Source organism: Mucilaginibacter pankratovii (assembly GCF_014773265.1).
Taxonomy (GTDB): domain Bacteria; phylum Bacteroidota; class Bacteroidia; order Sphingobacteriales; family Sphingobacteriaceae; genus Mucilaginibacter; species Mucilaginibacter pankratovii.
Genome location: NZ_JACWMY010000016.1, coordinates 48504 through 61923, shown reverse-complemented (window position 1 = coordinate 61923; position 13420 = coordinate 48504). Strand labels below are relative to the sequence as shown.

The following is a 13420-nucleotide window of genomic DNA, read 5'->3' as shown; positions in this document are numbered from 1 at the left end:
ATCTTAAATCAAATATATTAATCAACTAAATCTCAATCTCATGTTTAAAAGTTTACTCCTTAAAGGAAGAGTACTTTGCCTGCTATTATGCTGCATGGTATCTTCACTGGTAGTTACAGCCCAAACAAAACACACCGGCCGGATTATCGGCAGCGACGACAAGCTGCCCGTAGTAGGTGCCACTGTGCGCGTTAAGGGTACCACTACCGGTACACAAACAGACGTTAACGGGCAATTTACATTAAGTGTAAGCGCCGGCAACGTTTTGGTTATTTCTTACCTTGGGTACACCACCCAGGAAGTAACCGTTGGCTCAAGCGATAACATTAGTGTTACGCTGCAGGTTAGCAACAATACGCTGAACGAAGTAGTAGTAACGGGCTACACCTCTCAGCGTAAAAAAGACATCTCCGGCGCGGTTGCAACGGTAGATGTGGCCCAGGCCATTAAAGTTCCTGCAAGTAGCTCAGATCAGTTACTGCAAGGCCAGGCATCGGGTGTTACCGTAGTTACCCAGGGTTCTCCGGGTGCAGGTGCGCAAATCCTTGTTCGTGGTATCTCTAACTTTGCAAACTCATCTCCACTCATCATTATTGATGGTGTGCAGGGTGGCGACTTAGGAAACGTTAACCCTAACGATATTGAGTCTATCTCTGTATTGAAGGATGCGGGCGCTGCTGCTATTTATGGTATCGCGGGTGGTAATGGCGTGGTTATCGTAACTACTAAAAAAGGTAAACAAGGTAAATCTACTATTACCTATGATGGTTATTACGGTACACAGAGGCCTTTAGGCGGTAATCCTTTCAACGTTTTAAACGCACAGGATTATTTAACACTGGTAAAAAAGGTTGATCCTAAAAACAGCTTGTTTTTAGCTGATGGCGGTGTTGCGGCTTTTGGCGCGCAAGGCCCTGGTGTAAAAGGCAACTTTGCCGCCGGCGATGCCGCCGTTGATCCAACAAAATACAGATTTGACACGTTTAATCCGAACAATGATTACCTGATCCAAAAATACGATAATGGCCAGGGCACCGATTGGTTTCACGCGGTGTTCAAACCAGCGTCTATGCAACAGCATACTGTTAGCGCACAAGGTGCAAACGACAAAAACGCGTATTACTTCTCTGCCGGTTATCTTAACCAGCAAGGTACTTTAATTGAAACTTATTTTAAAAGGGCAACTGCACGTATCAATACTACGTTCAATATCAAAGACCACTTTAGAGTTGGTGAAAATGCTTCATTATTTTACACGCTATCTCCAACCGGGCAAGGTAATATTCCGGGCGGTAACCAGGGCGAAGGTAACTCCATATCTGAAGTTTACCGTATCGAGCCTCAGATCCCTATCTACGATATCTCCGGTAAACAATACGGCGGTACCTGGGCAGGCCCTACCTCTTTAGGTAACGCAGTTAACCCTGTAGCTACGCAGGACAGGCAAAAGTATAATACAAATAAAACCTGGAATTTGCAAGGTACTGTATTCGCAGAAGCAGACTTTTTGAAACATTTCACAGCTCGTACAGCTTTTAGCGGTACCATTAATAATTTTTCTAACTATTCTATCAATTACAGGCCGTACGATAGTGGTGAAGGCCATGGCGGTACCGAAAGTTTTAGCGAGAATGCCGGTTATTATAATAACTACAACTGGAGTAACACCTTGGTTTATAGCCAGATTTTTGGGAAGCATAGTATTAACTTCCTGGCAGGTTATGAGCAACGGGAGCAATTTGGCCGCGGTGTTGGCGGTAACGTTACCAGCTTGCCATCTCTCGATCCGGCATTCGTAACGCTATCTGGCGGGACAGGCGCATTAACTGCTTTCAGCTATAATGCACAGCCTATCACCCACCAGTCGTTTTTTGGTAAATTAGATTATGTATACAATGATAAATACATTTTGTCTGCAACCATACGCCGCGACGGTTCATCGGTATTCGCAAAAGGCCAAAACGTAGGTTATTTCCCTTCAGCTTCATTGGCTTGGCGCGTTACCCAGGAAGACTTTGCAAAAGGCATCAGCTGGTTAAATTCGTTAAAAATTCGTGCCAGCTACGGTGTTGCAGGTTACGACAGGAACGTAATGGACCAAGCGGCATCAAATGCTTTCTCGTTATATAGACTTGATAAAGGTTCATCTTTTTATGATATCGGCGGTACAAGCAACAGCATTCAGCAGGGTTTCTTTAACGCCACAATTGGTAACTTGGCTACAACCTGGGAGCGCGATTATATTGCCAACGTTGGTTTTGATGCAACCTTGTTCAATAAGTTAGATATGTCGATAGAGTACTATCAAAAAAGATCTACAAAATTATTATTTAACCCTGCATTGCCGGCAACCACTGGCGGCGCCAGGCAGCCTTTCGTTAATACAGGCGAAGTACGTAACAAAGGTTTAGATGCATCTTTTAACTATCGTGATAAAATCGGCAGCAATTTAGGCATCACTGTAGGCCTGCAGTTTACTACATACAAAAACGAGATCTATGATGTGCCATCACCTTTCACTGTTGTGGGTAGCCGTATAGGCGATATTTCGCGTCAGGCAACTGGCCACCCAATTGGTTCGTTCTATGGTTATGATGTAATTGGTTATTTCTCTTCTGCTGCGGATGTATCTGCTTCGCCTACGCAAGCTGATGCTGCCCCTGGCCGTTTCAAATACCGCGACGTTAATGGTGATAAAAAAATCACCGCTGATGATCGTACTTACTTCGGTAACCCTAACCCTGATTTCACTTACGGTTTAAACTTAGGTTTAAGCTATAAAAACTGGGATCTTAGCACCAATTTGTATGGCTCTCAAGGTAATGATAACTTCAACTACGTTAAATACTGGACCAACTTTTATAGTTCGTTAACCGGTAACAAAAGTAACGACCTGCTATTTAACTCGTGGACCCCAACCAACCTGAACCCTAAAACGCCGATTGCTGAAGCGGCAAGTACCTTTAGTACTGCTGGTGTAGTTAACTCTTACTACCTTGAAAATGGCTCGTTCTTAAAAATGCGCCAGGTACAGTTAGGTTACACTTTCAAAACCGGCGTAAAACAAATCGGTGCTGATAAATTGAACGTATATTTACAAGTTGTAAATCCATTCACTATCACAAAATACACCGGTTTAGATCCGGAGTTGCAGGCCGTTACCGGTAACAGTAATGGTGTAGATTTTGGTAACTACCCAAGCTCCGAGCGCAAATTTATCATAGGCGTACGCGCAACATTTTAATTAGAAAGAATTTAAAAGTTTTTAAAGATGAAAAAATTAAGTAACAAAATGATTGTTGTGGGGTCCATAGCCACGCTTGCCTTCTCTATGTCGTGCAAGAAGTTTCTGGAGAAAACCCCCACAGGGGCGCTAAACCAAATAGTTTTAGCGAACAAAGCAGGTGTTGATGGTTTATTAATTGGCGCTTACGCACTGGCTGATGGTGTTTACAACGGCCAGGCAGGTGCTACCTGGGCTACCGGTACTGATAACTGGATCTACGGTAGTGTTGGCGGTGATGATGCCCACAAAGGCTCAACCCCGGGTGATCAGCCAAGCGCTGCGGATATTGAGGCCCGTACCCAAAATGGTGTAAACGACTACCTTGACCCGAAATGGAGAATGAACTTTGCCGGCGTGCAGCGCGCAAACGACGTGATCCGCGAAATTCCTTTGGTAAAAGATGGATCGATGTCTGCGGCAAATATTGCCCAGGCAACGGCTGAAGCCCGTTTCCTGCGTGGTTTCTATCATTTCGAATTGGCAAAATTATGGAGGAATGTACCTTATGCTGACGAATCCATCACCTACGATGCCGGTAACTATAAAATTGGTAACCCCGGCCCTATATGGGATAAGATAGCTGCCGATTTTGCTGCTGCTGCTGCGGTATTGCCAGAAACACAGCCACAGGTTGGCCGTGCCAATAAATGGGCAGCTTTAGCCTTCCAAGCCAAAGCGCTAATGTATGATCACAAGTACCCTGCGGCATTTACCATCTTAAAAGACGTAATTGCCAATGGTAAAACTGCAGGTGGTGTAAAATATGCTCTGGTAAATTACGGAGATAACTTCAATCCATCTAAAAAGAACGGGTCCGAAGGCGTGTTTGTAGTGCAAACCTCTGTAAAAGATGGCGCTAATGGTTTAAATGGTAACGCTGGTAGTACGCTTAACTTTGCCGCTGGCGGGCCTGCATCATGCTGCGGTTTCTTTCAGCCATCGTTTAGCTTTGTTAACGCGTTTAAAACAGATGCGGTAACAGGCTTACCTTTGCTGGATACTTATAACGATTCGGATTTGAAAAACGACCAGGGCATACCCGAATCTGATCTTTATTTCCCTTCCACCGCAAGTGTAGATCCTCGTTTGGATTGGTCCGCCGGTCGTCGTGGAATCCCTTACCTTGACTGGGGAACTCACCCGGGAAAATCATGGGCTCGTGACCAGGATGACGGTGGCCCTTACAGCCCTATCAAAAACGTATATTACAAAGCAGCACAGGCGACTACATCTGATACTTACGGTGGTTGGGCAGCTAACCAATCAACATCAAATAGCTACAACGCTATCCGTTTTGCCGACGTGATCCTTTGGGCAGCAGAATGTGCGGTTGAGACTGGTGATTTAGCCGGCGCAGAAGCTTATGTAAACCAAATTAGGGCACGTGCCATGAAAACAGAGAGCTGGGTTAAAGGTAAGTTAGTGGATTATGGTTTAAATGATAAAGGCGTAAAGGTTGCTTCTAAACCTATTGTAGATGATACGCAATATGCTGCTAACTATAAAGTAGAGAAATACACCGGCCAGTTTGCTGCAAACGGAGCCGCTTTCGCCCGTAAAGCTATACAGTTCGAACGCAGGCTTGAATTCGGTATGGAAGGCCACCGTTTCTTCGACTTACAGCGTTGGGATGGTATTACCGGCGGCCCTATGGGCAACGGCTTTATGGGAGCTGCGATCAATTTTTATCTTGATCACGAAAACCACGTGCCTAACTTCCCTATCCTGTTGTTAAAACAGGCTAAGTTTACGGTTGGTAAAAACGAGCTTTACCCTATTCCACAAGCTCAGATAGATATTACCGCAGGTAGCATCAAACAAAACCCTGGTTATTAATAGCTAAAGGTTTTTTATAAAGAGGAGAGGGTTTTTATCCTCTCCTCTTTTTTTATTATAATATATTCCCGTACTATTGACCTTATGAGACCTCTGAAACTTTTACTTCCGCTGCTGCTTTCCGTCGCGTTGTTCTCGTGCAAAAAAGCTACCCTTTTCCAAAAGATAGATTCCTCACATTCAGGCATAAAATTCAACAACCTCATTGTTGAGAACGATTCTATCAACCCGCTGGATATGCTTAATATTTACAACGGCGGCGGCGTAGGCATCGGCGATTTTAATAACGATGGCAAACAGGATATTTACTTTATAGGCAACGCAGTATCAAACCGCCTGTATATAAATAAAGGCGATATGAAGTTTGATGATGTTACGCAGGAGGCCGGTGTAGGCGGCAAAGGCGGCTGGGGCAGGGGTGTAGCGGTTGTTGACATAAATAACGACGGATTGCCGGATATTTATGTTTGCAACACGCTGTTGAACAGCCCTGTGAAGCGCATCAACCTGCTTTACATTAATCACGGTAACAACGGCAACGGTGTGCCTGTATTTAAAGAAGAGGCCAAAGCATACGGGCTTGATATTAACGTACACTCTACCATGGCCTCGTTTTTTGATTACGATAACGATGGCGACCTGGATATGTACCTCACCGTAAACGAGGCCCAGTCTACCGATAATACCAGTTCTTTTAGATACCTGGCAACGGATGGCTCGGCTAAAAGCACCGGCAGGCTGTACCGTAACGATGCCAACCCCGCACTTGGGCACCCGGTTTACACCAATGTATCTAAAGAAGCCGGCATCCTGATAGAAGGCTACGGCCACGCTACCACCATAGCGGATATCAATCGTGATGGCTGGAAGGATATTTACGTAACCAACGATTTTTTACCCAACAACATCCTATACATTAACAACCACAACGGTACGTTTACCGATCGTACGAGGGAGTATTTTAAGCATACCGCCACCAGCGCTATGGGGCAGGATATACAGGATATTAATAACGATGGCCTGGCCGATGTTTTTGAACTGGATATGGACCCTGAGGATAACTATCGGAAAAAGATGTTTATGCCGGGTACGTCTTACCAGCTTTTTCAGAATTTTGATAAGTACGGCTACCAATACCAGTACAATCACAATACCCTGCAGTTAAACCAGGGCCCGCGCCTGGGGCAAAACGATTCTATCGGCGCCCCGGTATTTAGCGAAATTGCTTTTTTAGGCGGTGTTGCACAAACCGACTGGAGCTGGGGGCCTATGATAACTGATTTTGATAACGACGGTTTCCGGGATATTGTGGTAACTAATGGTTACCCCAGGGACGTTACCGACCATGATTTTATCACCTTCCGCGATGAATCGTACGCAGTAGCCACCAAAAAACAGGTGCTCGATCAGATCCCCGTTGTAAAAATTGCTAACTACGCTTTTCATAACAATGGTAAGCTTGGCTTTGAGGATGTAACCAAAAGTTGGGGGATGGATATCGCATCGTTCTCTAACGGCGCGGCCTATGCCGATCTGGATGGAGACGGGGCCATGGATATGGTGATTAATAATATTGATGACGAAGCATTCCTGTACCGCAATACATCGCGCGATAAGGACAAAGAAAATAACCATTACCTGCAGGTACAGTTTAAAGGTGGTAGCCAAAACAAAGATGGTATTGGCGCCTGGGCCGATATTTATTATGATAAAGGCAAACACCAGGTATACGAGAACACACCTTTCAGGGGCTATTTATCAACCATCCAAAACATTGCCCATTTTGGTTTAGGGAATATAAAACAAGTAGATTCGATTGTTATAAAATGGCAAAATGGCAAACAGCAGGTACTTAAAAATATAAAAACCGACCAGGTACTTAAAGTTGATATAGCCAACGCTACACAGAATTATAGTTTCGGCCTGCCGGCTGTAAATAACAGCTCGTTGTTTACCGAGGTTACGCGGTCGCTTGGAGTTAACTTCGTTCATAAGTCCGAAGATTTTATCGATTTTAACGTACAGAAGTTGCTTCCGCATAAATTATCAGAGTACGCCCCCGCTATTGCCGTTGGCGATGTGGATGGTAACGGGTTTGATGATATGGTTGTTGGCGGTACATCGCAATTCCCGGCGCAGGTGTTTTTGCAACAGGCTACAGGTAAATTTGTACAGCGAAATTTACTGGACAGCGTAGCAAGCGGCGATAAGTATAAAGACGAAGGCCTTTTATTATTTGATGCTGACGGCGACGGCGACCTTGACCTGTATGCTGCCAGTGGCGGATACGAGGACGAGCCGGGTTCCAAATCCTACCAGGACAGGGTTTACGCCAACGATGGCAAAGGGCATTTTGCGCTTCAGCCGAACGCGTTGCCGGTTAATTTTACCAGCAAACTATGTGTAAAGGCGGTTGATTACAATAAAGACGGCTCTTTAGATCTGTTTGTATCGGGCAGGGTAGACCCATGGAATTACCCTAAACCGGTATCGAGCTTTGTGCTGCGCAACGATAGCAAAAACGGGCAGATAAAATTCACCGATGCCACGCCATCAGCAGCAAAAGGCTTAAATAAGATAGGCCTTGTTTGCGATGCCACTTTTAGCGATTACGATAACGACGGCTGGCCCGACCTGGTGATAACAGGCGAGTGGATGCCTGTTACCTTTTTGAAGAACGACCACGGCGTATTTAAAAACGCTACCGAAACGAGTGGTATAGCCGATAAACTGGGTTGGTGGAACACCATTGCCGGCGGCGATTTTGACCATGACGGCGATATTGATTACGTGGTGGGCAACACCGGTACAAACACCTTTTACAAGGCCAGCGACCAGTACCCCATGTACATCACCGCTAAAGATTTTGACAATAATGGCAGCTACGATGCCTTCCCATCCTTGTTTTTGAAAGACCAGGACGGGCAGATGAAGGAGTTCCCGGCGCATACGCGCGAGGATATTGTGAAGCAGATGATCAGCATGCGTGTAAGGTATCAGAATTATAAATCCTTCGCGGTATCTACTATGGATTCGGTACTTACACCGGCAATGCGTAAAGATGCTATCCGTTTAAAGGCGAATATCCTGCAATCCGTTTACCTGCGTAACGACGGCGGCGGCAAATTCACCATGATACCTTTACCGGTTGAAGCCCAGATGTCGCAGTTGAGCGGTATGGTGGTTGATGATTTTGATGGCGATGGTAACCTGGATGTTGCCCTGAGTGGAAACGATTATGGCACCGAAGTAAGCACCGGCCGCTACGATGCCTTTAACGGCCTGATGCTGAAAGGCGATGGCAAAGGTGGATTTAAACCGCTTACTATTATGCAAAGCGGCATTTATATCCCCGGCGATGGCAAAGCTTTGGTGAAATTGCAGGGCGCAAATGGCAAGTACCTGCTGGCCGCAACCCAATATAAAGATGCGATGAAAATTTTTGAACTGAAGAAGGCTATACAAACCGTTAGGCTGCTGCCGATGGATATGTTTGCCACCATCAGGTACAAAAACGGGAAAACCGCGAAGCAAGAATTTTATAATGGGCAATCGTTCTTGTCACAGTCGGGCAGATTTTTTAATATTGACAGTTCAATGGCAACTGTTACCGTTACCGATAATATTGGCCATAAAAGAGATATACCTGTTAAATAACCTATTGCCAATTAAATTATGAGATACTTTAAAGTATTAATTGCCGCTGCCTGTAGCCTTGCTATTATTAGTTGCGGCCAAAAGCCAAAGATCACCCTTAAAAAGGATGCCGATGTTTTGCATGAGAACGTAGACCAGCTAACCCAGGTTATTATTTACGATGTATTCACTCCGCCGGTTGCGGCGCGCATATATGGCTACACCTCGCTTGCTGCTTACGAGGTCATGCGCCAAGCCGACCCGAAATATGCATCGATAACAAGCCAGCTTAAAGGCTTTAAAGCCATGCCCCAGCCGCAAAAAGGCCAAAAGTATAACTACGCGCTTGCAGCTACCAAAGCATATTTTACGGTGGCCCATAAAGTTACCTTCTCTATAGATACCCTAAAAAAGTACGAGGACAAAGTTTTTGCCATGTACCAGGATAACCTGGATACCGCCACGTTTTCGCGCTCGGTAGATTTTGGTGAGAAAGTAGGCAAAGCTATTTTGGCCCGCGCCGCTTTTGACAACTACCCGCAAACCCGTGGTAAACCACGTTTTTTGGGCAGCAGCGATAACGGCAAATGGCGCCCAACCGCTCCCGATTATTTGGATGGCGTAGAATATTGTTGGGGAACCATGCACACTTTCGCTATAGATACATCCACCCAGTTTAAATTGCCGCCGCCGCCGCCATTTAGCGAAGACAAAACCAGCGAATACTTTAAACAAAACATGCAAGTTTACGAGCAAAGCAAAAACCTCACTCCCGAGCAGGTACAAATTGCCCGCTTTTGGGATGATAACCCCTTTGTTATTCAGCACAACGGGCACATGATGTTTGTAAATAAAAAGATAACCCCGGGTGGCCACTGGATTGGTATTACCGCCATCGCCTGTAAAAAAACCAAGGCCGACGCTGTTAAAACTGCGCAGGCTTATGCTTTAACATCAATAGCCTTATTCGATGCCTTTATTTGCGGCTGGCAGGTAAAATACGATACCAGGTACATCAGGCCGGTTACCGTGATAAACGATAAGATAGATCAAAAATGGCTGCCAATGCTGCAAACCCCTCCGTTCCCCGAGTATCCGAGCGGGCACAGCGATATCAGCGCTGCTTCGGCAGTGATATTAACGCACCTTTTTGGCGATAATTTTGAATACGATGATACCAGCGACCTGCGTTACATAGGCATGCAGCGCCATTTCAAATCCTTCCTGAAAGCGTCGGACGAAACCTCCTTAAGCCGCTACTATGGCGGGATACATTACCTTAACAGTGTAAATGCAGGTGCCGCGCAGGGTAAGCAAATAGGCGAGTACATCTGGAATAAACTGAAGTTGCAGAACTAAAAAAGCAAAAGCGTTATTTTTAATATTGAAATGAAAAGGACCTTCTTACTCACCTCCTGTATCTTATCAGGGGTTGTAATATTATCAATAAGCACCATACTTAATGGTTGTAAAAGTACAACCATAACCGCCGGTTATGTTTTAACAGGCGACACCCTGGCCGATGGCAAAGCCCTGGTGCAGCAACATTGTACCAAGTGCCACGCACTGGTGCCGGTAAATGCGCTTACAAAAGATGTTTGGACAGTGCACTCACTGCCCGGCATGGCCCCGTATTTTGCCATAAAAACGTACGGAATAGATTATTATAAAGAGGACGGCGATACCAGCGGGATGTCGTTACAAAACTGGCAGGCCATCGTTTCGTATTACAAAAAAATTGCGCCCGATACACTGGCGGCAGCCAAAGCGCCGGTGCCGTTGCTGAACGACTGGGCTGGTTTTACCCTTAAAAAATCGGCGCGCAGTAATGATATCTGCTTCACCACAATGATTGCCGCTAATCCCAAAAACGGTAGAATTTATACCGGCGATGTGGTATCGGGCAATTTAACGGAGTGGGATAGCCAGTTTAACGCCACCAGGGCAGTTAAACTGCCGTCGGCAGCCGTAAGCCTTAATTTTCTGCCCGATTCGGCAGGCATCCAACAAGCCATCGTATCGTGCATCGGCCGTTTAGATCCTGTCGATTTCCCAAACGGGAGAGTGTTTAAGGTAAACCTGGCCGGAACCCTGCAGTTAAACCAGGTGCAATCCGATCTGCCAAGACCGGTACAAACCCTGAATGCCGATTTTGATAAAGACGGGCAAAACGAAATGGTAGTTTGCGCGCAGGGGAATTTAAAGGGCGGTGTTTATATGCTTAAGTGGGATGCCGCAAAGAAAACCTACAAGCAGTTGTCGATAACCGACAGACCGGGCGCGGCGCAGGCGGTAACAGGCGATTTTAATAACGACGGATGGGCCGATATAATGGTATTGTACGGTGCGGGCGACGAGGGACTTGCTTTGTACCTCAACAATAAAAAAGGCGGTTTTGAATCCCGCGAGTTATTGAAATTCCCGGCGGTAAACGGCTCTACCAGTTTCCAGCTGGCGGATATAGACCACGATGGCGACCTTGACCTCATCTACACCTGTGGTTATAACTTCCGCGATTCGCGCATCTTAAAACCTTATCACGGCCTGTATATTTATAAAAATACCGGCAATTTTAAATTTAAGCAGGAGTGGTTTTATCCTATAAACGGTTGCAGCAAAGCCATAGCTACTGATTTTGATGGCGACGGCGACCTGGATATTGCCACCATCGCCTTTTTTGCCGATATGAAGAACAACCCCGCAGAGGAGTTTATTTATTTTGAACAGGATAAAGCCATGCAATTTAAACCACACGCCATACCGGTGAGCCAAAACGGCCGCTGGATGAGCATGGATGTAAGCGACGTGAACCACGATGGCAAGCCGGATATCCTGCTCGCCAATTATGCCAGCGGGTTTTTATTTCAGCCAAACTTTACACCAAAATGGGATGAGCATACGCCATTCATTGTACTGGAAAACCATACTAAGAAATAGAACAAAAATCGCATACCTGCCGTGAGCGTGAATTGATGTTGAAGAAAAACAAGGTATCTGCTAATAAATTGGCCTTAAGTATAGCTGCAGTTGTTACCGCGGCTATATTTCTTTTTAACGGCTGTGATACGGCGCCGCACGTAAACACCCAAACCGAGAATATCGCCGACGGGAAGGCGCTTTCCATTAAATATTGCAAAAGCTGCCACCAATATCCCGATCCATCTTTATTGGATAAAGTTACCTGGGAAACCGGCGTGATGCCCCAGATGGGGCTGCGCCTGGGCATTCAGCAGGAGATGGGGCAGTATTACGTAGACCCACGATCGGCAATGAGCCTGGCCGACTGGCAAAAACTGCGCGACTATTACAAAAACGCCGCCCCGGAAAAATTGGTGCTGCCGAAACCTGATACCGCTACAGACTGGGCCGTTTTCGCGCTCAAGCTTCCGGCGAAGGTAAACCGCAGGGGCTCGCCCGCCATGACCACCATGATAAAGCTTAACCCCTTTGATAAGTTGCTTTATACCGGTGATTCCGGCAACAGGCTTTTATCCTGGGATGCGAAGCTAAGATCAACAGTGGTTGCAAAGGTTGAGTCGCCTGTTTCCGACGCCAGCTTTTTTAGAGGCGCCGATGGCAAAAACACGGGTGTGTTTACAGGCATCGGCATATTAACCCCTAACGACTTCTTAGATGGAACTTTAAAGCAGTTCAGTCCCGGCACAAAAAAGACAGATACCCTACTGATTGCCGATAATCTGCCCCGCCCGGTGTTTACCGCTCCCGGTGATTTTAATAAGGACGGGCTTACTGATTATATTGTGTGCGGATACGGTAATACCAAAGGCGGCTTGTTTTTGATAGAACAGCAGTCCGGTCGTAGGTTTAAAAAGAAGATGATCAGGGCCGTTCCCGGGGCGATACAGGTAGAGGTGGATGATTTTAATAACGATGGCTGGCCGGATGTAATGTGCCTTTTTGCCCAGGGGGATGAAGGCGTATGGATGCTTTTGAATGACCACAAAGGCGGCTTTACCGAACAGAATTTACTGCGATTCCCCCCGGTATATGGCACCAACAGTTTTCAGCTGGTAGATGTAAACAAGGACGGCAAAAAGGATATTATTTACACCTGCGGCGATAATAACGATTACTCCAGCATCTTAAAGCCTTACCACGGCATATACGTTTTTACCAACCAGGGTAACTGGCGGTTTAAGCAAACCTATTTTCACCACATCAACGGGGCATCCAAGGTGATGTCGGCAGATTTTGATGGCGATGGCGACCTGGATATGGCGGTGATAGCCTTCTTCGCCGATTTTAAATATAATCCCGCCGCAGGTTTCACCTATATGGAGCAAACTACTCCCGGTAAATTTAAGGCACACCAGGTGCCGGTTAATAAATACGGCCGCTGGATCTCTATGGAAGTAGCCGATATCGATCAGGATGGCGACCAGGATATTGTTCTCGGTAATTTCTCTGTGTATGGCGATAAACTGATCAACGAGAAAGATTTTAAGCCCAACTGGGATATGTATAACCCGATAATCGTGCTGGAGAATAAGGGGAAGAAGTAGGGGAGTTAGTGGTGATTGGTGAGTAGTGAGCTTGTTGTTCACTTTTTTACCTACGGTGATGTTCGAATTTAAAAGAGCGGAAGCTTGTGCGATTCCCCTCTTGAGAGGGGGGAGGGGTGTGTTTCTGCTCAATGCATAG

At 46.0% G+C, this 13420-nt stretch carries 6 protein-coding genes; all 6 read left to right on the top strand.

Annotated elements, in window-relative coordinates; all coding sequences use genetic code 11:
* Positions 1–40 precede the first annotated feature (40 nt).
* The 6 genes from IDJ77_RS24815 (at position 41) to IDJ77_RS24790 (ending at position 13281) form a co-directional block, all read left to right on the top strand.
* Positions 41–3244, top strand: a complete 3204-nt coding sequence (locus IDJ77_RS24815; RefSeq protein ID WP_224751226.1) for a SusC/RagA family TonB-linked outer membrane protein — start codon at positions 41–43, stop codon at positions 3242–3244.
* A gap of 27 nt (positions 3245–3271) precedes the next feature.
* Positions 3272–5122: a RagB/SusD family nutrient uptake outer membrane protein gene (locus IDJ77_RS24810; protein ID WP_191191686.1), complete on the top strand. Its 1851-nt coding sequence runs from the start codon at positions 3272–3274 to the stop codon at positions 5120–5122.
* 84 nt (positions 5123–5206) lie between these two features.
* Complete coding sequence (locus IDJ77_RS24805) at positions 5207–8779, top strand: VCBS repeat-containing protein (RefSeq protein ID WP_191191685.1); 3573 nt, start codon at positions 5207–5209, stop codon at positions 8777–8779.
* Between the two features lie 18 nt (positions 8780–8797).
* The gene (locus IDJ77_RS24800; RefSeq protein WP_224751225.1) at positions 8798–10117 is read left to right on the top strand and encodes a vanadium-dependent haloperoxidase; all 1320 of its coding nucleotides are present in this window, start codon (positions 8798–8800) and stop codon (positions 10115–10117) included.
* 30 nt (positions 10118–10147) lie between these two features.
* Positions 10148–11695: an FG-GAP repeat domain-containing protein gene (locus IDJ77_RS24795; protein ID WP_191191684.1), complete on the top strand. Its 1548-nt coding sequence runs from the start codon at positions 10148–10150 to the stop codon at positions 11693–11695.
* A gap of 35 nt (positions 11696–11730) precedes the next feature.
* Entirely contained in the window at positions 11731–13281 is a 1551-nt protein-coding gene (locus IDJ77_RS24790; RefSeq protein WP_191191683.1) for an FG-GAP repeat domain-containing protein, read from the top strand.
* The last annotated feature ends 139 nt before the right edge of the window (positions 13282–13420 follow it).

Excerpts from the sequence above, each read along its gene's own strand:
- IDJ77_RS24815 (WP_224751226.1), top strand. The coding sequence starts at position 41 with ATGTTTAAAAGTTTACTCCTTAAAGGAAGAGTACTTTGCCTGCTATTA.
- IDJ77_RS24810 (WP_191191686.1), top strand. The coding sequence starts at position 3,272 with ATGAAAAAATTAAGTAACAAAATGATTGTTGTGGGGTCCATAGCCACG.
- IDJ77_RS24805 (WP_191191685.1), top strand. The coding sequence starts at position 5,207 with ATGAGACCTCTGAAACTTTTACTTCCGCTGCTGCTTTCCGTCGCGTTG.
- IDJ77_RS24800 (WP_224751225.1), top strand. The coding sequence starts at position 8,798 with ATGAGATACTTTAAAGTATTAATTGCCGCTGCCTGTAGCCTTGCTATT.
- IDJ77_RS24795 (WP_191191684.1), top strand. The coding sequence starts at position 10,148 with ATGAAAAGGACCTTCTTACTCACCTCCTGTATCTTATCAGGGGTTGTA.
- IDJ77_RS24790 (WP_191191683.1), top strand. The coding sequence starts at position 11,731 with ATGTTGAAGAAAAACAAGGTATCTGCTAATAAATTGGCCTTAAGTATA.